This window comes from Polaromonas sp. P5_D5 (genome assembly GCF_054049435.1).
Genome location: NZ_JBFUMJ010000004.1, coordinates 324,447 through 348,418, shown reverse-complemented (window position 1 = coordinate 348,418; position 23,972 = coordinate 324,447). Strand labels below are relative to the sequence as shown.

The 23,972-nt window shown below is 66.0% G+C and carries 12 protein-coding genes and 1 other RNA gene; 3 read left to right on the top strand and 10 right to left on the bottom strand.

What is annotated here, in order from left to right; translation table 11 throughout:
* The first annotated feature begins 112 nt into the window (after positions 1-112).
* Positions 113-490, top strand: a complete 378-nt coding sequence (gene speD / locus ACXJKE_RS17990) for an adenosylmethionine decarboxylase (protein ID WP_457281956.1) — start codon at positions 113-115, stop codon at positions 488-490.
* Positions 491-496: 6 nt separating this feature from the next.
* Here the strand turns inward: speD and ACXJKE_RS17985 are convergent, their stop codons facing one another.
* Entirely contained in the window at positions 497-1,312 is an 816-nt protein-coding gene (locus ACXJKE_RS17985; RefSeq protein WP_457281955.1) for a nucleotidyltransferase domain-containing protein, read from the bottom strand.
* Positions 1,313-1,343: 31 nt separating this feature from the next.
* Here ACXJKE_RS17985 and ACXJKE_RS17980 point away from each other — a divergent pair, with 31 nt between their 5' ends.
* Together ACXJKE_RS17980 and ACXJKE_RS17975 are read left to right on the top strand one after the other, a co-directional pair.
* On the top strand, positions 1,344-2,117 hold the full coding sequence (locus ACXJKE_RS17980; RefSeq protein WP_457281954.1) for a nucleotidyltransferase family protein: 774 nt from the start codon (positions 1,344-1,346) through the stop codon (positions 2,115-2,117).
* Between the two features lie 267 nt (positions 2,118-2,384).
* Positions 2,385-3,788 (top strand): aminopeptidase P N-terminal domain-containing protein, encoded by a 1,404-nt coding sequence (locus tag ACXJKE_RS17975; protein ID WP_457281953.1) that lies wholly within the window; start codon positions 2,385-2,387, stop codon positions 3,786-3,788.
* Between the two features lie 25 nt (positions 3,789-3,813).
* Here the strand turns inward: ACXJKE_RS17975 and ACXJKE_RS17970 are convergent, their stop codons facing one another.
* From ACXJKE_RS17970 to ACXJKE_RS17930, 9 genes are all read right to left on the bottom strand, one after another.
* The gene (locus tag ACXJKE_RS17970; RefSeq protein WP_457281952.1) at positions 3,814-4,275 is read right to left on the bottom strand and encodes a hypothetical protein; all 462 of its coding nucleotides are present in this window, start codon (positions 4,273-4,275) and stop codon (positions 3,814-3,816) included.
* Positions 4,276-4,330: 55 nt separating this feature from the next.
* Positions 4,331-5,410 carry a hypothetical protein gene (locus tag ACXJKE_RS17965; protein ID WP_457281951.1) on the bottom strand — a complete coding sequence of 360 codons (1,080 nt, stop codon included), beginning with the start codon at positions 5,408-5,410 and terminating at the stop codon, positions 4,331-4,333.
* 94 nt (positions 5,411-5,504) lie between these two features.
* Complete coding sequence (locus ACXJKE_RS17960) at positions 5,505-7,139, bottom strand: NAD(P)-binding protein (protein ID WP_457281950.1); 1,635 nt, start codon at positions 7,137-7,139, stop codon at positions 5,505-5,507.
* Positions 7,118-8,668, bottom strand: a complete 1,551-nt coding sequence (locus ACXJKE_RS17955; RefSeq protein ID WP_457281949.1) for a polyamine aminopropyltransferase — start codon at positions 8,666-8,668, stop codon at positions 7,118-7,120. The genes ACXJKE_RS17960 and ACXJKE_RS17955 overlap by 22 nt, the downstream gene beginning before the upstream one ends.
* A gap of 62 nt (positions 8,669-8,730) precedes the next feature.
* Positions 8,731-8,806: non-coding RNA, sX9 sRNA (locus ACXJKE_RS17950), on the bottom strand.
* Positions 8,807-8,859: 53 nt separating this feature from the next.
* Complete coding sequence (locus ACXJKE_RS17945; protein ID WP_007871890.1) at positions 8,860-9,081, bottom strand: DUF350 domain-containing protein; 222 nt, start codon at positions 9,079-9,081, stop codon at positions 8,860-8,862.
* 48 nt (positions 9,082-9,129) lie between these two features.
* The gene (locus ACXJKE_RS17940; RefSeq protein WP_457281948.1) at positions 9,130-10,647 is read right to left on the bottom strand and encodes a DUF4178 domain-containing protein; all 1,518 of its coding nucleotides are present in this window, start codon (positions 10,645-10,647) and stop codon (positions 9,130-9,132) included.
* Between the two features lie 119 nt (positions 10,648-10,766).
* Positions 10,767-11,804 carry an SPFH domain-containing protein gene (locus ACXJKE_RS17935; RefSeq protein ID WP_457281947.1) on the bottom strand — a complete coding sequence of 346 codons (1,038 nt, stop codon included), beginning with the start codon at positions 11,802-11,804 and terminating at the stop codon, positions 10,767-10,769.
* Between the two features lie 64 nt (positions 11,805-11,868).
* Entirely contained in the window at positions 11,869-23,952 is a 12,084-nt protein-coding gene (locus ACXJKE_RS17930; RefSeq protein ID WP_457281946.1) for a YDG domain-containing protein, read from the bottom strand.
* Positions 23,953-23,972 lie beyond the last annotated feature (20 nt).

Sequence of the window (23,972 nt, the reverse complement as noted above, 5' to 3'; positions counted from 1 at the left end):
AAAGATCAGGGGTAACCCGGTATTTTACCGTTTGGGCCCTCCCCACCGGTTTGGCGGGGGTTTGGCCCCGATTTGGCTGGACAGCACCCCGCCATGCACTAAAGTCAGGGGCATGCAAGGCCTTCACCTGACCGCCGACCTTTACAAATGCCGCTGCGACCCGGCCTGGCTGACCGACGCTACCCGACTGGGCGACTGGTGCGTGCAGGCCGTGCAGTCGGCCGGCCTGCAGGCTGTCAACCAGCTGTTTCACACTTTTCCAGACACCGTGCACGGCCCCGGGGGCATCACGGCCACCGTGCTGCTGGCCGAATCACATGTGTGCGTGCACACCTGGCCCGAGCAGAAAGCCGTAACGCTGGATGTGTATGTGTGCAACTTCGGCGGCGACCACTCCGCCCGGGCACGCGGCCTGATGGACGCGCTGGTGCGGCGCTTTAACCCGGAATGGACCGAGCAGCGGTCGCTGGACCGGGGGGACACGCAGTAGGCCGGCTCACCACTTCTCGCGCACGGTCGTCAAAAAGAACGCGTTGAGGGTCGGCAGCACGGGCCGAAGATCATCGCGTTCCGGGATCGCCGCCTCCAGCCTGGCTAGCTCAACCTCAATAAAGGCATTGACTCGCGGGAAAGGCGCCGACAGGCCCAATTCAGGCGCGCCGCGTTTTTTCTCCAGCATTTCGGCGATGTCGGCGAGCAGGTCCGTCTCACCCTCGATCAGATGCAGCAGGCTGGCGAACTCGATGGGCGCGGCCGTGCCGTAGCGCTCGAGCCAGCGCACCGCAAGCAGCGGCCGCAGCACATAAAAATACTTCTTGAGCCTCACCATCTCGCCCTGCAGGTGTTCGCGGTAGTTGCCCTTGGCCGAACTGCGGTAATGGTGTATGCCCCGCTCGCATGAGTAGACCAGTGGCAACAACCGCCTCGCCTCTTCGGCAAATGGACCGTTTTCCATATATTTGATCGGCGACTGGATCCACTCGACAAATCCCGGATTCGACTTCCAGAACAGGCGCAACGCTTTGCGCAGGTCCCAACCGTTGAGGTCGATGTCGTCGACGATGGGGTACTCGATGACGTCACGGCGGTCCTCAAGATCAAGCGAGAGGTAGTCGTCGGCCGGCCGCGCGTAAATAAAGCGCACGTCGAAATCACTGTTGGGAGACGCAAACCCCCAGGCCCGGCTGCCGGACTCGATCGCCATCAGGATGCGCACACCGTGCTCCCGTTCGGTGGCCGCGAGGCGGCTCATGATTTCAGCGTGGATCTCGGGAGGAATCATCGGCAGGCTTTCGGATTTCGGTTCATCCATTCTGCATGAGCGGCCCCGTTAAACTGCCGTCATGCCCTCTGCACCCATCAAAGCCATGATCATGGCCGCCGGCCGCGGCGAGCGCATGCGCCCGCTGACCGACACCACGCCCAAGCCCCTGCTGCCGGTGCGCGGCAAGCCGCTGATTGACTGGCAGGTTGCTGCGCTGGTGCGCGGTGGTTTTACCGGCCTGGTCATCAACACGGCCTGGCTGGGTGAGCAGGTTCCGGCTCATTTTTCGGCGCTTTCTTCAAGCCATTTTGGGCTGCAGCCCAATCAGGACGGGCGCGAGCAGCTATCAATTTCATACTCACACGAAGGCGTGGATTTTGGCGGCGCACTGGAAACCGCCGGGGGCATTGCGCGTGCGCTGCCGCTGCTGGGTGACATTTTCTGGGTGCTGGCGGGCGATGTGTTTGTGCCCGGCTTTGAGTTCACCCAGGCCGCCGTTGCCCGGTTTGCCGCTGGCAACAAGCTGGCCCACCTCTGGCTGGTGCCCAACCCCGCGCACAACCCGAAAGGCGACTTTGGCCTCAGCCCCGACGGCCTGGCGTTGAACCTGCCCAAGGACAACCCGCAGCCCAAATTCACCTACAGCACCATCGGCCTGTACCGGCGCGAACTGTTCGACAGCCTGCCCTTCGGCAACCCGCAAGGCCTGAAAGCCCCACTGGCACCGCTTTTGCGTACGGCGATGGACAATCAGGCCGTGAGCGCCGAGCTGTATGAAGGCGCCTGGACCGATGTCGGCACACCGGCGCGGCTGCACGAGCTGAATCAAACCACCACAAACAGGGCCTGTTAACAGTATGTTTGCAAGATGCGTTGCGAGTCAAAAAGGCCTTGAGCAAGGCGCAAAATGCAGGCGGGGTGAACCCCGTCAAGGCTTTGCAACGCCGCGCAAGGCCTTTTTGATCGCAACCCGGAGGGAATGGGGTGAGAAAGCCGCCACTCGGCGTTGCGTTCCTAGCCCAGACAAAAGTCTGGGCGTCGTCACGCGCCTTGATTGGCGGCTTTCTCACCCCATTCGCATTTGCAAACATACTGTTAACAGGCCCTAAGCGGAACGCACATGAGCACCACCACGATCTACGAAAAACGCCGCGCTGCCATTGCCCGCGCCCTGAAGGCGGCTGGCGGCGGCATCGCCTTGCTGCCCACCGCGCCCGAATACCCGCGCAACCGCGACAGCGACTTTCCCTACCGCCACGACAGCTACTTTTATTACCTGACCGGCTTCAGCGAGCCCGACAGCTGGCTGGTGATTGAGGCCAGCGGCAAGACCACGCTGTTTTGCCGGCCCAAGGACCTGGAGCGTGAGATCTGGGACGGCATTCGCCTGGGCCCCAAGGCCGCGCCCGCCGCGCTGGGTGTGGACGCCGCCTTCAGTGTGGAAGCGCTGGAAGAAAAAATGCCGCAGCTGCTGGCCAACCAGAGTGCGGTGTGGTTTCCGTTTGCCACGCACAAAGGCCTCGAAACACAGGTGGACGACTGGTTGAACAAGGTGCGCGCCCGCGTGCGCTATGGCGCCGAATGCCCGCAAAGCCAGCACGATTTGTGCAAGCTGCTCGACGAAATGCGGCTGGTCAAAGACAGCCATGAAGTCGCCATCCTCAAGCGCGCCGGCAAGATTTCAGCCGGTGCCCACGTACGCGCCATGCAGACCTCGGCAGCGATGCTGCGCAACGGTGCCAACGGGAAACTGAAGGGCGGCCTGCGTGAATACCACCTCGAAGCCGAACTGCTGCACGAGTTCCGCCGTCATGGCTCGCAGTTTCCGGCCTACGGCAGCATCGTCGCGGCCGGCGCCAACGCCTGCATCCTTCATTACCGCGCCGGCGATACGGAACTCAAACCCGGCCAGCTGTGCCTGATCGACGCCGGCTGCGAACTGGACGGCTACGCCAGCGACATCACCCGCACCTTCCCGGCAGACGGCAAGTTCACGCCGGCCCAGCGCACGCTGTACGACATCGTGCTGGCCGCGCAGGACGCCGCGGTGAAAGTAACAAAGCCCGGCAAACGCTTTCTGGACCCGCACGATGCGGCGACGCGTGTACTGGTGGAAGGCATGCTGGACACCGGCCTGCTCGACAAAAAGAAGCACGGCAAGGTCGACGACGTGCTCGAGTCCGGCGCCTACCGCCAGTTTTACATGCACCGCACGGGCCACTGGATGGGCATGGACGTGCATGACTGCGGCGACTACACCGAGCCCGGCAGCAAGCCGCGCGAGGAAAAGGACGCCCTGGGCCAGACCGTGATGCGCAAGCCTTCTCGTATCCTGCGGCCCGGCATGGTGCTGACCATCGAGCCCGGTATTTATGTACGCCCCGGCAAGAACGTGCCCAAGGAGTTCTGGAACATCGGCATCCGGATTGAGGACGATGCGCTGGTGACCGCCAAGGGCTGTGAGCTGATGACGCGGGGTGTGCCGGTGGATGGGGATGAGATTGAGGCGTTGATGAAGGGGTAAGAGCGCTTTGGGAATAGCGTTTCGCTCAGGGGCAATCGCTTGCCTCTATCGCCGAACCTGGTTCCACCAACGTGTTGGTCATCAAGGGATTGATGCTTTTCCAGGCACGCATTTTTTCGGCCGTCAGGTAGACCTTCACACAACTGCCAACGGCAAAATTCTGACTGGTCCGAAAAAAGAGCTGCTCGGTATTGGTCTGGCGTATCAAGAAAAGACACTCTCGCGGTGCCAAGGCCTTGTCGATTGGCTTGAGCAGAGGCTCCATTGCCCTGCCGATGGCCGCTATGCCGGGTGGCTGCTCAACATTGGCCGTGAAGTTATTGGTCAGGGATTGGGTACAGGGGTCATAGACCTTTTCCACGCGCCCCGTCAGCACCACTGTATCGGCCGCCTGTTTGTTGACCGCACAGGATGCAAGCAGCGTTGCCAGTACACCGCACGACAACAAAGACAGGGGCCTTGCCCGGTAAACCACAAAGTCCGGCATGAGTTTCCTTCTGGATTAGCCATTTGCCATGGCGCAACGAGATTATCCGGCCTGCCTACTTAGCCTCAACGGCTGGCCGCACAAGTTCTCCCCGCAAGGGTAGCGCGCCCATCGGCAACTGAAACGTGATACTGACCTTCTGCACCACTCCCTCGTCCGGCCACCCCACACGACGGTAGCCCTGCATCAGGCAGTCGTTCTGCGACGTCTCCCCCGGTTGCAACGGATTGAGCATATTGGTGTAAATCGTGCCATCCCGCTGAAGAATGCCCAGGTAGGCGCGCACGCGGGGAATCGGCGCCACCGGGTCAAACCCGTCGGGACGAAAAGCGATTGAAAACTCAGGGGCGTCTGCGGACGCCGTCCGAGGGTCCGCAAAAAACTCTCCCTTCACACGCCGGCCGTCTGCTTGCACCCAGTGCAGGCGCAATTGCGGCGCCGGCTCGCTCGCTGACCACATCAAGTGCAAATCCTCGCCCTGTCTGCAGAACACCGGATGCGTGGTGTCCCGCGTGTCGTACCAGGGCCCGTTGCGTCTGTCATCGACCCGCTCCAGCCGGATGCCGACCGGGGCGGTCAACGACTGCGCGTAAACCTCGCCGGCCCCCGGCACCGTAAAACGCCGGAGAGGGCCGGCCGTATGCGCAAGCGGCGTGGAGCCAGGTGCTTTCTGCCGCTGGGTTGCCAGGCGCCGCGCCGCATCTTCCATCGGAAATTGCGCGGCCATGAATGCGGTGGCGGGAATCGCCAGGATGCCGATGCCCACAATGGCGAGCACCATGCATTCGCTGGTCGTCAAGGCGGGCCGCAAGCCGCGGCCCACCAGCAGATGGCCGCCAAACCATAAAAGCGGCACGGCAGTGAAAAGGGCTACATAAAAAACAGCAAGGGCTTCCATGCCCGATACAGACCGGGCCGGAACCACCACGGCGGCAAAGGTGAGCGGCGCCAACAACGCCGATGCCAGCCTCAACGCGATCCAACTGCCGGTTCTCTGGCTTCTTTTGAAGTAGCGGCGCTCAACAAGGAGCACCAGCGCCATGGTGGCGAGAACGCCCAGCACGGCCAGCGCCCACTGCCGTTGCTCCGCGGCCGGCAAGGCGGCCAGGGTTTCAAACATCTGGTCGAATTCCATCCATACCTCCCACCGGGTCACGCCTGGCTGGCTCTCATGCTAAGCCAAGTTGCCATCCGGTCCAAGGGCCTCCATCCATCTGGCCGACACGCGGTCAGGCCAGTGAAGTCCCTCTATGATGCCCCTGCGTAAAAGCCTCCTCAAACACCGAATACCCCGATAAATCACTGTGTGCAAAATGCAGCCGCTGCCAAGGCGCCTGCAAACGCCCTTGCAGCACCCGCAAAGCCGCACTGTTGCGCACACCCGGCACCGGCGTGCTCATCGCATGGCCATAACGCATGACTTCCATGCGCGTGACCTTGCCGGGCAGATCAGGATGCGGCACCGACAGCTCGGCCAGTACGCTGTCGCGCCAATGCGTCCAGGGTTTCTCGTACAAGGTTTTGCGGCCTGCCGGTTCAATGCCGAAGGCGCGGTAATACGTGAGTACCGTGGCGTCGGGCACGGCCTGCAGGCTCTGATGCATGGCGTCGACGTAACCCAGGCCTGCCTGCGCGGCGCTGTCTGATGCGTCCCCGCCGTAGATGACGTTGTCCCAGCTGGGTGCGGCACCGGGCCGGTCGTGCAGCGCGGCCTGGATGTGCAGGTTGGCCACCAGCCAGGGTGCGTAACGCAGCTGGCCGGCGGCTTCGCGCAATGCGGGCGGCGGGCTTTCCACCACGCGCGCCGCCACAAACAGCGGCATGGCCAGGATGCATTGCTCAGCCTGCCAGCGCTCAATGACCTGGGTCGCGGCATTGAAGGCGTCAACCTCCACACCATGCCGGCCCGCAGCCACGCGAACCACGGTGCGGCCGGCGTACAGGCGTTCACCGAGTGGTGCAGCCAATTGGCGGGTAAGCCAGCCGTTGCCCTCGGGCCAGGTGAGCACACCCGCTTCGCGCTCCGCAGAAGCTGCGTCGCCGGGCGCTTGAAAACCATGCCGGCTGGCGAAGTAATGGATGCCGGCCCAGGCCGATACCGTGTCCAGGCCCGCGCCGTAATCGTCGCGGCAGCAATAGTCGAGGTACCAGCGCAGTGGCGTACTGGTGAGTTGCTGCTGGTCCAGCCATGCCCTGAACGTCACGGCATCCAGCGCGCGGTGTTGCGGTGCCAGGGGCACTCCGGCAACAGGAATCTGGAATGCGGCCGCAGACGAGGCCTGCTGCACCAGCGCCGCAAAACGCCGGTATTCAGCCAACACGCCAGCATCCACATCCTGCAGCGGCAGCAGCCCTTCCTGCCACTGGCTGTTGATGAACAGCCGCTCCTGCGGGCTGTGGCACAGATGGCGTTCGTCGTACACCCAGCGGCCGGCCACACGCTGGCGCAGTGAAAGTTCTTCAAGCAAATCCTGCACGTCACGCGCCGCATCCCCGGGCACCGGCAGGTAGTGCGCACCCAGCGGGCAGGGCACGCCATTGACCAGGCCCGCGCGGCTGTTGCCGCCGGCCTGGTTTTCAAGCTCCAGCAACGCAAAGTCCTGCATGCCGCGCAGGCGCAGCGCGCGTGCCGCCGCCAGGCCGGCCACACCGCCACCGGCAATCAATACGCGGGTGCGCCGGGTGACGGACGGGGCCGGCCAGGCACGGGCCCTGCCGGTCTCGTCAGGCCGAAGCAGATGGCCGCGCTCATGGTTCGCACCCACAAAACCGCCGTCAACGTACGTGGCCTCCTTGCAGCCCAGCAGCGGGAGTGCAGAGGCGGCCAGGAAATCCCGGCGCTTCAATGCAGCACCTTGCCCCATTCCTGCTCGTAGCTGTGCACCAGTTCCTGGCTGGAGAGCCGGTTCACGGGCGCCGGCACGCGTGCCATGTCCACAGGGAAATCAAACAGCAAGGGCAGGGTCTGCGGGTCCAGAAAACGCAGGCCGGCAGGCAGGGTGCCCATTTGCGTCGTGGGGCTAAAAGGCCGCCGGCTGGCGACCACAAAACCCCATTCGCCAAAACTGGGCACATTGGCGTGGTAGGGGGCGGCCTTGAGCCCGACGGATTCCAGCGTGCTCACCACCGTCCAGTAACTGCGCCGCGCTACCAGCGGAGACGTGGTCTGGATGACGGCATACCCGCTGGCCGAAAGGTGCTGGTCGAGCAGCGCATAAAACGAGTTGGTGTAGAGCTTGCCGATGGAAAAATTGGTCGGATCGGGGAAGTCCACGATGATGATGTCGAACATGCCGGCGTTTTTGTCCAGCCACTGGAAGGCGTCGGCATTCACGATGTGTACCTTGGGTGACAGCAGCGCGTCGCCGTTCAGGCGCTTCAAGGCCGGCTGCTGGCTGAACAGCTGCGTCATGGCCGGGTCCAGCTCTACCAGCGTGACGCTTTCCACACTGGGGTATTTAAGGACTTCGCGCACCGCCATGCCGTCGCCGCCGCCCAATACCGCGATGTTTTTCGGCGCACCGTGCGCGCTCATCACCGGGTGCACCAGCGCTTCGTGATAGCGGTATTCGTCGCGCTCGGCGAACTGCAGGTTGCCGTTGAGGAACAGGCGGTGGCCGGCGCGGCCGTTCGTCACCACGATGCGCTGGTAAGGCGTGGTGGCGGTGAAAATCACACGGTCCTGGTAGAAATGGTCTTCGGCCAGTGTGGTGATCTGGTTCGCACCCGCAAAGCCGGCGCCCAGTGCGCACAAGACGCCCAGGCAAGCCAGGGCATGCGACTTGACGTGCCGCAGCTCATGGCGGAACAGCCACAGCGCCCACACCGCGACAGCCGCGTTCATGAGGCCAAACAGCAGGCCGGTGCGTATAAGGCCCAGGTGCGGTACCAACACCAGCGGAAATGCCAGCGACACGGCCAGCGCACCCAGGTAGTCGAAAGTGAGCACCTGCGACACCAGCTCCTTGAGCGCCACATTACGCCGCAGGATGCGCATGACCAACGGAATCTCCAGCCCCACCAGGGTGCCCACCAGCAGCACCATGGCGTACAGCAGGAAACGAAAAGCGCCGGGCACATAGGCATTCGCCAGAAACAGCGTGGCCGGCAGCGCACCGCCCACCAGCGCCACCATCAATTCAATGCGCAAAAAATGGGCCGGTAACTGCCGCTCGAAAAACCGCGACAGCCACGAGCCAATGCCCATGGCAAACAGGTAGCTGCCGATGATGGTGGAGAACTGCAGCACTGAGTCGCCCAGCAGATAAGAAGCCAAAGCCCCTGCCGCCAGCTCATACACCAGCCCGCACGCCGCGACCACAAAGACGCTGGCCAGCAGCGCGACTTCAAGAGGGCGCGGTGTGGCAACGGTGGAGGGGGGTTTAGTGTTCAAAACGAGGGTGCCGATGGATGGGATATGCAGAACTGCGATGCGAAGCGAGCCGGTATCACGACGGCGTCAAGGGCGTAGCGAGCGAGCTGCGGGCAAGGCGGACGGCGCGCAGGAACCGGAATGTACCTGCGGGTACATGAGGATTCCGAGCACCGGCCAACGCCGCCCCCAGTTCGCGCAGTAGCCGGGAACTACCCGTGGATGGCGGCGGCTACTATTACGCAGATGCCCAGCGCCATCGCGGCAACCACCAGCGCCAGCGCCACGTTCTGCTTCTCGACAATCTCCAGCCACAGGTCGTACGGCGTCATTTTGTCAATGATGACAAAGCTCAGCCAGAAGATGATCACGCCGATCAGCGCGAACAAAATCGAGCCGAGGAAAGCGGCGGGTTTAAGCCATTCAAGTCCCATGATGTTCTCCAGAAAAAATCTGCCAGGTTGAATAGAAAGGGGCCGGCTTCATTTATGGCCGCCTCCGCCGGAAAATCCACCGAATGAGCCGCCTGAACTGCGCGAGCTGCTGGACGAAGAACAGTTCTCGACATTCGGGTCGCAGCGCGAGCAGCGCGTGACCAGCAACAGAACCACCAGTATCACCAGCACCACCACAACAATGGTGCCGCAACCCATGCCCGACGCACTGCTCAGGGGCTTGGCATCCGCGCGCTTGAAGAGGTCTTTCTTGCCTTCAAGCTTGAAGGCCCTGGCCACCAGGCCGCCGTCCAGCTTGCTGCCGCTGGACCAGGTGACTTCGTTCGGCGCCTCTTCCTGGGACAGCAGCGCGCTGCCGCTGGCGAAATCGCGGTTAAAGGTTTTTTGCCCGCGCTGAACCTGCCAGTAGAACTCGCCGGCGGCATACGTGGTCTCGGCGCGGTAGCTGCTTTGCAGGCGGTAGGTAGTCTTGAGGTAGGTGGCGCTGTCGCCACCCGTCTTGAAGGTGGGCGCGCCGGTCAGGGGCTTGACCACGCTCCAGCCGTCGGTGGCGTCCACCAGAAAGGTAAAGCCGCGCTTGCGGTTGTAGAGCAGGTATTCATCCCAGCCGAAGTGCTCGTCCGGGTCGTCGGGCTCGTACCCCATGCGGTGCTGGAACCCAACGACCTGCCATTGCGTGCCCAGCAACTGGCCCGTGCTTCCCAGCGCGATCAGCGGGGCAACCGGTTCGTCCTGGATCGCATGCTGAAGCGCGGCGCCTGTGCCCTGGCTCAGGTCGATGAGGCTGTTGCAGGAACTGCAGGTGATGCTTTTGCTGGCAGCCAGCGTAACCGCCACCGTCGCTCCGCAGTTGGGGCAGCTGAACTGCCTGCCGCTTTCTTCCTTGGCAGACTCGTCCTTCAGGCCAGCCAGCTTCAGCTCGTCAAGCAGCACCGAACGGCCCAGCGAGAGTGCCGGCGCGCCGCCACCAGATGCCGTGCCGTAGTCAACACTGAGCACATCGCCATCCGTGCTGCGCAGTTCGACCACAGCAAAAGGCATGCCCAGCGCTGGCAGGCGCGGCAGCTCGCCCTGTGCCGACAGCAGCACAACGCTCTCGTTGGAGGCCACACTGAATGGCTTGGCATTGATCGCCGTGGTGGCGCCGATGCGAAAGTTTTCTGCGGGCGGTACGGCGCGCTGCAGGCTGGTGGGCCGGCTGAACACATACGCGCCGTTGTCCTCGCTCAGGAAGGCCGCGCTGCCGTCATCCAGAATGGCATACCACTCGGTCCAGGTTCCCTGGGCGTACTTGTATTGCAGCCGGCCGACCAGCGTGAAGTTGCGGCCCTGCCAGACCCCGGAGGCCTGCAGCTGCAGGGGGCTGAAATCGTTGAACAGTTCGGCCATCTTGCCGATGCGCGATAGCGTGTCACCATCGCGCACGACAGTGCTCTGGCAGTAGCCGCACACCGCATGGGTGGACTGCGCGCTGCGGAATTCAACAGGCGCACCGCAGCCGGGACACGGCGCGCGGTAGGCGCGTTGCTGGGTGACGTCAGTCACAGCAGATGAAGCTCAGTGCCGGACAGAAGGCACGCGCAGCGAAGGGCCGCCCCGAGCAAGCGACGGCCCCCTCGGGGGGCAGCGCAGTACACGAAGTGACAAGCGTGGGGGCCACATACTTAAACTAACTTTTTGAGCAGCTCGGCCTTCTTGGCGTCGAACTCTTCCTGTGTGAGGATGCCCTTGGCCTTGAGCTCCCCGAGCTTCTCGAGCGTTGCCATGACATCGTCGGGCTTGACCGCCGCAGCCGCCGCAGCCGAAGCCGCCTGGGCTGTGTTGCCCTGCAAGCCCTGCTGCAGGTTTTGCGCCAGCACCTGGCCCAGCGCCACACCGGCACCCAGGCCCATGGCGTCACCGGCAATACCGCTGCCGCCCCCGCCGCCTTCGGCGAACTTCGGGATGGCCTGCGCCGTCTGGTACTGCATGAACTTGCCCATGTCGTTGCCGACCATGCCCATGCCGATTTTCTGGTCGAGGATTTTTTGCAGCTCTTCGGGCAGCGAGAGGTTCTGCACCGTCATGCCCTCGAGCTTCAGGCCGATCTTGGCAAATTCGGGCACAAGCTGCGCCGCCAGCGCCTGGGCAAACACGAGCTGGTTCGCGGCCAGGTCGAGGAAGGCAATGTCGCTGGCTGCAATGGCGGCGGAAATATTCTGCAGCACCAGGCCCCGCAGCTGTCCGTCAAGGTCGGCCGTGGTGTAGCGGTCGCGTGTGCCTGAAATTTCGGTGTGGAAAAGCTTGGGGTCGGCAACACGGAAGTTGTAGTTGCCGAAGGCGCGCAGCCGGACAGCACCGAAGTCCTTGTCGCGAATGGTGATGGGCTGGGGCGTGCCCCACTTCTGGTCGATCTGCTGGCGGGTGCTGAAGAAGTAGACGTCGCTCTTGAAGGGAGACTCAAACAGCTTGTCCCAGTTCTTGAGGTAGGTCAGCACCGGAATGGTCTGCGTCGTCAGCTTGTACATGCCGGGACCGAACACATCGGCGATCTTGCCCTCGTTGACGAAGACCGCCATTTGCGATTCGCGCACGGTGAGCGAGGCGCCGTACTGGATCTCCATGTCGGCCATCGGGAAACGCCAGGCCAGTGTGCCGTCGTCGTCCTCGGTCCACTGGATGATGTCGATGAACTGTTTCTTGATGAAGTCCATTAAGGCCATAGCGCGCTCCCTTGAGTGGTTGTCGGCCACATGATACCCGCCGATAACGACGTTTTTACGTTATTTACTGGCCCTGACCGCCTCCAGCGCAGTTCAGGCCGCGGCCCTGCTCCGCGCAGTCCTGCAGGACCAGCCCGGCACTGCGCGGATCAGGGAACCCAGCCAGGCGGAAAGTCGGCACATCGGCCGCAACGCCGCCTTCGGCATCCTTGATGCCGGCGGCGCGCAGGGACTGCTGACGGCGCTCATCGCCTTCCAGGACTGGCAGCGCCGTACCGTTCACAATCCGCGCGTCACCGGTACGCTCCGCGGTACTGGCAGGGGCCGGCGTGATATTGGCTGTCGTGGCGGCCGTCGCATTCTGCAAGGTGTAATTGCCGGCGTCGGCACCTGACAGGGTGATGCCGGTAATGCTGACGGGCTTGCCATTGCCGACGGCAGGCGAATCGAAGTTTCCGGTAGCCGCCCCCACGGTGAGAACGTCCGCGCCTATGCGCCCGGTAAACGCAGCACCGCCCGTTGCCAGCGTAGCTGATGTGGTGCCGTCCTGCACCTTGTTCGCGGCGGTGATGCCGCTGACATTCGCAATCGAAGCCGGCGTGATATTGGCCGTGGTGGCGGCCGTGCTGTTGACGCTGTAGTTGACCGCATCGGTGCCGGTGATGGCAATACCGCCGACGTTGACGGTTTTACCCACGCCCGCATTCTTGTCGGCAAAGCTGGCCGAGGTGTTGCTGGCCGTGAGTACATCGCCGGCGACCCGGTTGTCGGCCAGTGTCACGGTTGCGGCAGTGCCGCCGTCGTACACCTTGTTTTGGGCCGTGGCACCCACCGTCAGGGCGCGTTGCGTGATGTTGGCGGTGGTGGCGGCCGTGGTGTTAAACGTGTAGTTTCCGGCGTCGGTGCCGGTGACGGCTATGCCGCTGACGTTCACCGTCTTGCCGGTGCCCACATTCTTGTCGCCAAAGCTGGCAGCCGTGTTGGTGGTGGCGAGCACGTCGCCGGCAACACGGTTGTCGGCAAGCGTCACGGTGGCGGCGGTTCCGCCGTCATAGACACGGTTTTGGCCTGTGGCGCTGACCGTGAGGGCTCGCTGCGTGATGTCGGCCGTGGTGGCGGCCGTGGTGTTGTACGTGTAGTTCCCGGCGTCGGAGCCGGTCACGGCAATGCCGCTGACGCTCACCGCCTTGCCTGTACCCACATTCTTGTCGCCAAAGCTGGCAGCCGTGTTGGTAGCCGTGAGCACATCGCCGGCGATCCGGTTGTCGGCAAGCGTCACGGTGGCAACGGTTCCGCCGTCATACACACGGTTCTGGCCGGTTGCGCCGACCGTGAGCGCGCGCTGCGTGATGTTGGCAGTGGTGGCTGCCGTGGTGTTGGCGCTGTAGTTGCCCGCATCGGCGCCGGTGAGGGCAATGCCGCTGACGTTCACGGTCTTGCCGGTGCCGACGTTCTTGTCGATAAAGCTCGCGGCGGTATTCGTGGCGGTCAGCACATCGCCGCTGAGGCGGTTGTCGGTCAGCGCGACGGTGGCCGCAACGCCGCCGTCATAGACACGGTTCTGGCCGGCGGCGCTGACCGTCAACGCGCGCTGCGTGATGGTCAGCGCGCCATTGGTCAAGGCCAGGGTGTAGTTTTCGCTGTTGGTACCTACGCCGGCAGTGATAGCCACCGGTCCGGCCGCCACGGCCGTCCGGTCAACGGCTGTGGTGGTGTAGTTCACGCCCAGGCTGGCGATGGTGTCGCCGTCGATCAGCCCGCTTACCACCCCGGTCAGCAGCGGGTTGGTGTCGCCATACACCTTGGTCTTGTTGTCGGCCGTAACCGTCAAGGTCGGCGCGACGCGGTAGAGGAAAGTATTTGCGCTGCCGGCCGGTACATAGCTGGCGTCGCTGTTGTAGCGCTTGCTGTAGCCGGCAACGCCCTCAAGCGTGGTGCCGGGGTCGCCGCTGTAGACCAGGTAGCGGCCAGATGCGGCCACGATGCCGCCCGCGCCCACATTGTTGACGAGCTGGCCGCCGGTGCTGACGCCGGCTGCATTGGCGCTGCCGGCCTTGAGGACGACGGCATCGCCGGTGGCGGAAGAATTCACGGCATTGTTCAACGTGAGATTTGACGCCGCGCCGGTGGTTTCAATTTTGACCGCGCCGGTGGCCGTTACGCCTGCTGTCGCGCCGACCGTGCCCACAACCAGTGCGCCGGCCTGCCTGTAGTCCACGCTGCCGGTGCTGGCGGCGAGCGTGGTGACGGCATTGCCCGCGTTTGCCAGGGTATAAGCACCCGTTCCCCCCGTCAGCGCGAGCCCTGAAGCCAGGATGGCGCCAGACTGGCTGACAGCCCCGCCTGCAGACAGGGTGGCATTGCCGGTTGTCGCAACGGCAGCCACGTCGAATCCGGCCGCGCTGCTGTACTGGATGGCCCCCGCCGCATTGGCCGTGTCTGCGGCATTGCGGGCCTGCAGGTTGATGGCGGTGCTGGTGTTGCCGCTGTTGTTGAGCGTGATGCCACCGCCGGCGTTGACCAGCGTTTTGACCTGCAGCGTGCCGGCCGTGATGTTGCCGGTACCTGCCGTCTGGGTGACCGCGCCCAGTGCTGTCAGGTTCAGTGTGCCGCTGCCGAGGTTTGAGGCCGTGCTGCCCACACCCAGGTTGACGGCGCCCGCGCTGCGCACGAAGGCGTTGGCATTGCCGGTGGTGTTGACGCTCAGGTTGCCGGCCCCCACGTCGATGCCGTTGCTGGCGTCGGTGCCGATCTGGCCGTTGGCATTGAGGGTGAGGTTCTGCGCGGTGATGGTTTGCACGCCCACATCGGTGATGGAGCCGGCATTGAGCGTCAGGGTCTTGCCGGCCAGGCCGACCGCGCCGCCTATGGTCATGGCGCCAGTGCTGGCCGTATCGCCGATGACGATGGGGCCGGTGGCGCCCGTGGCGAAGGCGCTGACTTCCGCGGCCGTGAGGTCAAAGCCCGAAGCGCCCGACAGGGACATGGTGCGGCTCGCGGTTTTGGCCTTGAGCGTCAATGCGCCACTGGTCGCCAGCGCGTTGTTGCCTGTGTTCGCGGCGATGGCGACCGTGTCGGCCGTGATCGTGATGGGCCCGCTGCCGGCAACCACGTCGACGTTGTTCTGCGTGTACGTGCCGGTGCCGGTGTCTATGGCGACAGCGTTGTTGACGGTGCTGATATTGCCAGCCACCGTTGTGCTGTTGTTGCCGTTATTCAGCGTGAAGCCGCCCGCCGCCGTGATGGCATTGAGGGTGGCGATGTTGTTGGCCTGGGTGCCGAGGTTCAGCGAGCCTGCACCCGTGCCGGCCACTGCCAGTGAGGCCGCCGTCACAGCGCCCGACTGCGTGATGTTGCCGCCGGATTGCAGCGTCAATGCCCCTGTGGTGTTGACAGCGGCCACATCGAAGCCGGTGGCGTCGCGATAGCTGACTGCCCCATTGGCATTGGCCGTGTCGGCGGCATTGCGGGCCCGTAGATCGACCGTGGCGACCTCGTTGCCGGCATTGTTCAATGTGATGTTCGCCGTGCCGGCGGACAGCGTTTTGGCCACCAGCGTGGGCGCGGTGATGGCGCCCGTCTGGGTGATGGTCGCGCCGGCCACCACTGTCAGGCTGCTATTGGCAACGGAGGTACCCAGCACCACGGCATTGGCATCGCGCAGCGAGACGTTGTTGCCGCTGGTGACGGCCACGCTGGAGAAGTTGTTGGCCGCATTGGCCAGCGTGATGTCGTTGGCTGCGCCGGCGGCCAGCGTGGTGGCACCTGTGACCGTCACCGCGCCGGTCTGTGTGATGGCGCCGGCCGTATTCAGCGCCAGAGAACCCGACACCACTGAGGTCCCCATCACCAGCGCATTGCTGTCGGTGATGCTGACGTTATTGCCCGTGGTGACAGCCACCGCCCCCGTGAAATCGTTGCCGGCGTTGGTCAGCGTGATGTTGTTGCCGGCGCCGGCCGCCAGGGTGGCGGTGGTCGCCTTGATGGCGCTGGTTTGCGTGAGTGCGCTTCCGGCCGTCAGGGCCAACGCACTGACGTTGAGCGCGCCATTGAGACTGATGTCGCCAGTGTCGGCGCCGGCGGTGGTGGCCGTCAGCGAGGTGGAACCGGTAACGCCCACCGAGGCACCGCCCATGGCGCCCACGGCGATGTCGTTGGCGGTCACGGCCAGCACCGACAAGGCCAGGCTGGCGCCCGTGGTGCCGGCAATGCTCACGTCGCCGTTGCCCGCCTGCAGGATCAGCGTACGGCCCGAGGCCTGGCTGTTGACCGCTCCGTCGAACTGGATATTGGCGCCGGCACCCGCGCCGGCATTGCCGCCGCGTGAGTCCACAGTGATGCTGGCCGTATTGAGCAGTGCGTCATCCTTGATACGGACAACGCCGCCAGCACCGGAGACCGCGCCGCCGACCTGGTTGCCACCCAGCGCAGTAAGCCCGCCGGCAAGGGTGATGGTGGGCGTGGCGCCCGCTGCGTCGAGTGTGATGGCGCCTGCGTTACCGCCCGCCGCCACGCCTGTGCCGCCGTTGCCGCCGGTGGTGGTGATGGCGGCGACCGATACATTGCCGCCGGTGGAAGCCATCGACACCGCGGCGCCCTGACCGCCGGCCTGGTTGCCGCCCGCACCGTTGCCGCCAACGGCGCTGATTGCACCGGTGCTGCTGATGGCCCCCGTGGAATTGACGGTGACCGCGCCACCATTGCCACCCGAGCCGACGGTGCTGCCGTTGGTGCCGTTGGCCGTGATGGCCGCCGTGGTGACGCCCGCGCCGGAAATGTCTACCGTGCCGGCATTGCGTCCGTTGGCCGGGCCGGCAGTCGTGCCGCCGCTGGTGACTATGGCGCCAACCGCCACTGCGCCGCCGGATCCGCTAACGCTGATGTTGCCGCCATGGCCCGAAGTGCCGCCCGTAGTGGTCAGCGTACCTGCCGTGAGGTTGCCAGCCGTGTTGCTTAGGGTAATGCTGCCTGCCGAGCCGCCTGCGCCCGTGCCGGCTGCATTGCCGCTTTGCGCAGCCAGTGCACCCACCGTGACAGCACCCGCAACGGTGTTAGCCACGCCGATGCTGCCCGCATTGCCGCCGTCGCCGTTGGTGGTTCCGCCCGCACCCCCGCTGGCCGTCATGCCTGCGGTAGTGACCGCCCCCGTGGAGGTGATGCTGACGGCGCCGCCGCTGCCGCCCTTTTGACTGGACGTGGCCGCCGCCGCGCCGCCGCTGGCGGTGATGGTGCCGGTGCCCATGTTGAGGCCGGCGCCGCTGATGGTGACCGTGCCGGCATCACGGCCTGCCAGACCGCTGACCGTGGTGCCGCCGCTGGCGATGATGTTGTTGTTGAGCACCGACACCTGGCCGGCAGCAGAAAGGCTGACGTTGCCGCCGTTGCCCTTGGCACCACCGGTGGTGGTGACGGCCCCGGTGGACAGCGTTCCCGCTGCGGCGGTGTTGCTCACGGAAACACCGCCGGCCGTGCCGCCCGCGCCGGCGCCCAGCGCGTTACCGGTTTGCGCCGTCAGCGTTCCGGTGGTGATATTGCCGCTGCCGCTGTTGTTGACCGTGATGCTGCCGGCATTGCCACCGGCCGCATTGGTGCCGACCGCTGCGCCGCCGCTCGCCGTGAGATTGGTGAGCGTGAGGCCGTTGTTGCCGGTAATGGAAATCGCCGCACCGTTACCGCCGGCCTGGTCACCCGTCAGCGTGCCATTCGTGCCGCTGGCGGTCACGGTGGTGCCGGTCAGCAGGCCTCCTGTGGCCTGCAGCGTGACGGAACCTGCGTTGCGTCCCGCCGTGCCCGCGTTGGCGGTGCCGCCGCTGGAAACAACCGCGCCTGTCGTCAAAACGCCGGCCGTCGAGGTGACGCTGATGTTGCCGCCGTTGCCGTTGGCGCCACCCGTGGTGGTAAGCGCACCGACTGTCAGCGCCGTTCCGTTCAGCGTGATACTGCCGGCCGTGCCGCCGGCGCCCGTTCCGGTGGCGCCACCCGTTGAGGCCGTCACTGCCGCGGTGCCCAACGTGCCGCTGCCCGTGATGCTCACCACACCGGCATTGCCGCCGGCCTGGTTGGTGCCCAGGCCCGCGCTGCCACTGGCGCTGACCAGACCCGTGACCGAGCGGTTGACGCCCGTCACCGTGATATTGCCCGCATTGCGGCCAGCGCCGGTGCCACCGGCCAGCGCCGTGCCGCTGGTGTTCAGCGTGCCGGTGACCGTCACGCCGCCCTGCGAGGCCAGTGCGACCGAGCCGCCGTTGCCGCCTGCCGCGCCGCTGCTGTCTATCGCACCGGTCCCGATGTTGGCGCCTGCCGCGTTGTTGGTCACGCTGATGCTGCCGGCCGCGCCACCGGCGCCGGTACCCACTGCCGCGCCCGTACGTGCCGCGAGCCCACCCAACGCAATCGCGCCTGCCGTTGTGGAATTGTTCTGCACCGTGATGCTGCCGGCATCACCACCGTCACCGTTGGTGGTGCCACCCGCGCCGCCGCTGGCGGTGAGGGCGCCGGTGGTCACGGCATCGGTGGTCGTGATGCTGACGGCCGCGCCGCTGCCGCCTTTCAGGTTCGACGTGGCAGCTGCCGCGCCACCGCTGGCCGTGATGGTGCCCGTTCCCATGTTGAGGCCACCGCCGCTGATGGTGACGGTGCCGGCGTTACGGCCGGCCTGGCCGCTGACCGCAGTGCCGCCGCTGGTGGTGATGTTGTTGTTGACGATGGACACCTGGCCCAGCGCCGACAGATTGACATTGCCGCCGTTGCCCTTGACACCACCGCTGGTGAGAATGGCCGCGGTGGACAAGGTACCGCCGGCCGCCGCGTTGGCCACGCTGACGCTGCCGGCCGTGCCGCCTGCACCTGTGCCCACCGCATTGCCGGTTTGCGCCGTCAGCGTTCCAGTGGCGATATTGCCGCTGCCGCTGTTGTTGACCGTGATGCTGCCGGCATTGCCGCCGGCCGCGTTGGTACCCACGCCTGCGCCGCCGCTGGCCGTGAGGTTGGTCACCGTGATGCCGCCGGTGCCGGCAAGGGAAATCGCCGCGCCATTGCCGCCGGCCTGGTCGCCCGCCAGTGCGCCGTTGGTACCGCTGGCCGTAATGGTCGTGCCGGTGAGCAGGCCGCCCGTGGCCTGCAAGGTGACCGCTGCTGCGTTGCGACCCGCCGTGCCGGCATTGGCCGCGCCACCGCTGGTATTGATGACGCCGGCCGTCAAAACGCCCGCCGTGGACGTGACACTGACGGCGCCGCCGTCGCCGTTGGCGGTGCCTGTGGTCGTCAGCGCGCCAGCTGTGACGGCGCTGCCCGTCAGCGTGATGCTGCCGGCGTTGCCGCCGGCGCCCGTTCCTGTTGCGGCACCTGTTTGGGACGTGATGCCGACCGCGCCAAGTGTGCCGCTGCCGGTGATGCTCACCGCGCCGGCGTTGCCACCCGCCTGGTTGGCACCCAGCCCCGCGCCGCCGCTGGCGGTGATCAGGCCCGTGACCGAGCGGTTGACGCCGCTCAGGGTAATGTTGCCGGCATTTTTTCCTGCGGCGGTCACCCCGGCGCCGATAGCACCGCCGCTGGTGTTGATCGTTCCGCCGACCGTGAGAGCGCCCTGCGAACTCAGGACGACGTCGGCGCCGGCGCCGTTGGTGCCGCCATTGGCCGTCACAGCCCCTGCGATGGAGAGGGCTTGCCCGGCCGCGCTGTTGGTCACCTGCACAGCGCCGGCGGTGCCGCCCGTGCCGGCGCCGAAAGCAGCCCCGCTGTTGGAGCTCAGTGCTCCCAGCGAGATGGCGCCAGTGGTGGCCGAATTGTTGATGACGGTGATGCTGCCCGCGCTGCCGCCGTTGGCCGGCGTGGCAATGCCCGCACCGCCCGTGGTGTTGATGGCGCCGGCGGTGATGCCGCCCGCGGCAGCCGTGATTTGCACATTGGCGCCGTTGCCGCCGCTTTGGCCGGCGCCTATGCCTGGCGTGCCGTTGGCCGTGATGTTTCCGGTACCGGTGCTCACGCTTGCGCCTGAGAGCGTGACGGTGCCGGCATTGCGGCCTGCATTGCCCGTCAAGGTGACGCCGCCGGCCGTATTGATCGCGCCTGCAGCACCAGTGGACAGCGCACCCTGGGCACTCAGGGTGACGGCACCGCCGTCGCCTTTGGTGCCGCCGGTGGTGGTGATGCCTGCCGTCGTGACATTGCCGGCCGCTGCCGTATTCGTGACGGCGACGCTGGCCGCGGTGCCCCCTGCGCCCGTGCCGATTGCATTGCCGGTTTGGGCCGCCAGGGTTCCGGTGGTGATGTTTCCGCTGCCGCTGTTGTTGACCGTGATACTGCCGGCATTTCCGCCGGCAGCATTGGTGCCCACACCCGCGCCGCCGCTGGCCGCGAGATTGGTGACGCTGATGCCACTGTTGCCGGTAATGGAGATCACCGCACCGTTGCCGCCGGCCTGGTCGCCCGTCAGAGTGCCGTTCGTGCCGCTGGCGGTCATGGTGGCGCCGGTCAACAGACCACCCGTGGCCTGCAGCGTCACCGTTCCGGCATTGCGCCCGGCCGTTCCCGCATTGGCTGTGCCGCCGCTGGAGACGATCGCGCCTGTCGTCAAAACGCCGGCCGTCGAGGTGGCGCTGACAGTGCCGCCGTTGCCGTTGGCGCCGCCCGTGGTCGTCAGGGTACCAGTGGTCACTGCCGTGCCGTCCAACATGATGCTGCCTGCTGTGCCGCCCGCGCCGGTGCCCGTCGCTGCACCGGTTTGTGCTGCGATGTTGTTCGTGCCCAGGCTGCCGCTGCCGGTGATGCTCACCACGCCGGCATTGCCGCCGGCCTGGTTGGTACCCATCCCTGCACCGCCGCTGGCGGTGATGGCACCGGTGACGGCGCGGTTGACGCCCGTGATCGTGACGTTGCCGGCGTTCTTGCCTGCTGCGGTCATACCGGTACCCAACGCGCCGCCGCTGGTGGTGATCAGCCCGCTGACGGTAAGGGCACCTTGTGAGCTCAGGGTGACATCGGCACCGGCGCTGTTGGTGCCGCCGTTGGCCGTGATGGCCCCCGTGGTGAGGCCTTGCCCGGCCGCATTGTTGGTCACCTGCACGGCACCGGCCGTGCCGCCAGCGCCGGTCCCGAAGGCCGCTCCGCTGCTGGAGCTCAGCCCTCCCAGTGAGATGGCGCCCACCGTCGCCGAGTTGTTGATGACGGTGATCGTGCCCGCATTGCCGCCGCTGGCCAGGGTGGCAATGCCCGCACCGCCCGTTGTATTGATGGCACCGGCTGTGATGGCGCCCGTGGCCGTGACTTGCACATTGGCGCCATTGCCGCCATTTTGGCCAGCGCCTATACCCGGCGTGCCGTTGGCGGTGATGTTGCCCGTGCCGGTGCTTACGCTTGCACCCGAGAGTGTGACGGCGCCAGCATTGCGGCCGGCATAGCCTGCCAGCGTGACGCCACCGGCCGTGTTGATGGTGCCAGCAGCGCCGGTGGACAAAGCGCCCAGCGCACTCAGGTTCACGGCGCCGCCGTCGCCTTTGGCTCCGCCGGTCGTGGTGACTCCCGCGGTCGTCAGGTTGCCCGCGGCAGCCGTATTCGTCACCGAAATGCTGCCGGCCGCACCGCCGGTACCGGTGCCCGTGGCCGTGCCGGTCTGTGCGGCCAGCGCGGCGGCAGTGATGTTGCCGGTACCGCTGTTGGTAACCGTGATGGTTCCTGCATTGCCGCCCGACGCATTGGCGCCCACACCGGCCCCGCCACTGGCGGTCATGGCTGCGCCTGCGATGCCGCCCGCGGCGACTATGGAGACTGCGCCCGCGTTGCCGCCGTTGCCGGCCGTGTTGCCGGCCGTGCCGTTGGCCGTTACAGCGCCCAGCGCGGTGATGGCGCCGGCCGCCGTGATGTTGATTGCACCGGCATTGCGGCCTGCAGTGTTGGCCAGTGCCGTGCCGCCGGTGCTGGTGACGGTGCCCGCGCTCAGTGCACCGGCGGAATTGAGCGTGATGGCGCCGCCGTCGCCGTTGTTGCCGCCCTGGGTGGTGATGTTGCCGGTGCCCAGGCTGGCGCTGGCCACGCTGTTGGTCACGGAGATGCTGCCGGCCGTGCCGCCGGCGCCGGTGGTGACCGCATTGCCGGTGCTGGCGGTCAACCCGCTCACAGCGACGTTACCGGTGCCGCTGTTAGCCAGGATGATGCTGCCCGCGTTGCCCCCGGCCGCGATGCCCGTCGTGCCAGCGGCACCGCCGCTGGCCGTGAGGGTGCCTGTGCTGGAGATGCCGCCGGTGGAGGTAATGTTGATACTGCCGCCCGTACCACCGGCCTGTCCAGCCCCCAGCCCGGCGGAACCGCTGGCGGTGATGGCGGCGGTGGTGACACCGGCGCCCGAGATGCTGACGGCCCCGCCGCTACGGCCTGGGTTGCCGGTTGTGGCAGGGCCTCCGATGGCGTTGATGGCCCCGAGCAGGTTGACAGTGCCCGTGGCGTTGAGGGTGACGTTGCCGGCATTGGTATTGCCGGCGCCTGTGGTGGTGATGCTACCGGCCGCGGTGCTGGTGATATTGGCCGCCGAAAGATTCACGCCGCCGGAAGCCGTTAGTGCGGCATTGAGGGCAATCGTATTGCCAGCTTCAAAGCGGACCTTGTTGCCCGCCGTCATGGCCAGTGCGCTGGCCAGCGTGATGTTGCGCGAGGCCTGGAGGTACAGCTCGCTATAGCCGGTAATGTCGGCGATCTGGATGGTGTACGTGCCCGTCGGGCTCGGTGGATCGAAGAGGGCCACGTCGGGCGTGCCATCGGCATTGTTGGGCGGTGAGGACTGTATGGTGGTGTTGATGTCGATGTCCTGCGGATCCAGCAGCACCCTTCCGCCAGTGCCGGCCGGCGCGGCCACGTCGATACTGCCGCGCAGGTCCAGCTGCTGCTTGCCCGAAACCTCGACAAAGCCGCCGTCACCACCGTTGGCGCCGCCGCGCGCGCTGATGGCGCCGCTGTGGCGCGTGTCACCGTCGGCCCAGACCACCACTTTTCCGCCTTTGCCGCTGTCTGTCGCGTCGGCCCGTATCGATGCGCCTGTGGCCACATAAGTGCGTGAAGCATTCTGGACGGCCGCATTGCCGCCCTGGTAATCGCCGCCCACCAGCGCGGTGCCGCCGCCGGCTGCGCCGGAGACGTCAATGGCAGCACCGGTGTCCAGCGCCACCTTGTCGCCCAGCACCTGCACCGTGCCGCCGCTCTGGCCCGGGGCGGTGCCGCTGGCATCGAGTGTGCCGGAGACCTGGACAACACCTGTGCCACCGCCGCTCAGCACAATCGTGCCGTTGCGCTCCACGGCTGAGTTGGCGCGGATGACGCCGGACTGGTTGATGACGGTCGCCATGGCATCGCCCATGGCACTGGCCAGCACGGCAACCCGGCCGCCCGTGGCCGTGATACTGCCGCTGTTGGTGATCGCGGCCTGCGCGGCCGCGGCGTCCACCGAGAAGCGCACCAGGCCCACACCCGAGGTGTCGACCGACACACGCGAGCCTGCCAGCAGGCCGACGGAGCCGGCTTCGGCGCTGACGGCGCCGGTGTTGGTGACCTGCGGCGCAGCCAGCAGCACATAGCCGCCGCGCGCGGCGGTGATGCTGCCGTGGTTGCTGACGGCGCCCGCGCCGCTGCCGCTGAAGCTGTAGCGGCCGGCCATGAAGTCGCCGTTGCCGATGTCGAGACTGGAGGCGACGAGCCCACCCACATTGACCTGCGCCCCCGGGGCGAACATCACGCCGGACGGATTGATCAGGAAGACCTGGCCGTTGGCGCTCAGCGAACCGAAGATGGATGAGGCACCGTTGCCGATGACGCGGTTCAGCGCGACGGACGAAGCGCCGGGCTGCACGAACTGCATCGATTGCCCCACGCCGATGTTGAAGCTTTGCCAGTTCAGCACCGCCTTGTCGCTGGTCTGGTTGACCACCATGGCGTTGGCCGACGGCGTGCTGACGCTGGCCTGGCCTCCCACCACCTGCGCGCCTTCAGGCAAGGCGATGGCCCAGGGCGAGACAGCCGCCAGCAGGGTTGCAAGCAGGCGCGACAGCCTGCGGTCGCTGCGGATGCGGTAAGTGGCCGAGAGCTTGCGCGACAGGCGGACCACCACCGTGCGCACGGTCCAAGGGCGATAGGCGGCGCGAGGGGAAGAAGTGGGGGCGGTCATGATGGGTATGCAGAGCAGGG

Bases quoted from the DNA above. Each gene is read 5' to 3' on its own strand.
- ACXJKE_RS17930 (WP_457281946.1), bottom strand. From the start codon at position 23,952: ATGACCGCCCCCACTTCTTCCCCTCGCGCCGCCTATCGCCCTTGGACC.
- ACXJKE_RS17970 (WP_457281952.1), bottom strand. From the start codon at position 4,275: ATGCCGGACTTTGTGGTTTACCGGGCAAGGCCCCTGTCTTTGTTGTCG.
- ACXJKE_RS17945 (WP_007871890.1), bottom strand. From the start codon at position 9,081: ATGGGACTTGAATGGCTTAAACCCGCCGCTTTCCTCGGCTCGATTTTG.
- ACXJKE_RS17980 (WP_457281954.1), top strand. From the start codon at position 1,344: ATGCCCTCTGCACCCATCAAAGCCATGATCATGGCCGCCGGCCGCGGC.
- ACXJKE_RS17965 (WP_457281951.1), bottom strand. From the start codon at position 5,410: ATGGAATTCGACCAGATGTTTGAAACCCTGGCCGCCTTGCCGGCCGCG.
- speD (WP_457281956.1), top strand. From the start codon at position 113: ATGCAAGGCCTTCACCTGACCGCCGACCTTTACAAATGCCGCTGCGAC.
- ACXJKE_RS17975 (WP_457281953.1), top strand. From the start codon at position 2,385: ATGAGCACCACCACGATCTACGAAAAACGCCGCGCTGCCATTGCCCGC.
- ACXJKE_RS17935 (WP_457281947.1), bottom strand. From the start codon at position 11,804: ATGGCCTTAATGGACTTCATCAAGAAACAGTTCATCGACATCATCCAG.
- ACXJKE_RS17985 (WP_457281955.1), bottom strand. From the start codon at position 1,312: ATGGATGAACCGAAATCCGAAAGCCTGCCGATGATTCCTCCCGAGATC.
- ACXJKE_RS17960 (WP_457281950.1), bottom strand. From the start codon at position 7,139: ATGGGGCAAGGTGCTGCATTGAAGCGCCGGGATTTCCTGGCCGCCTCT.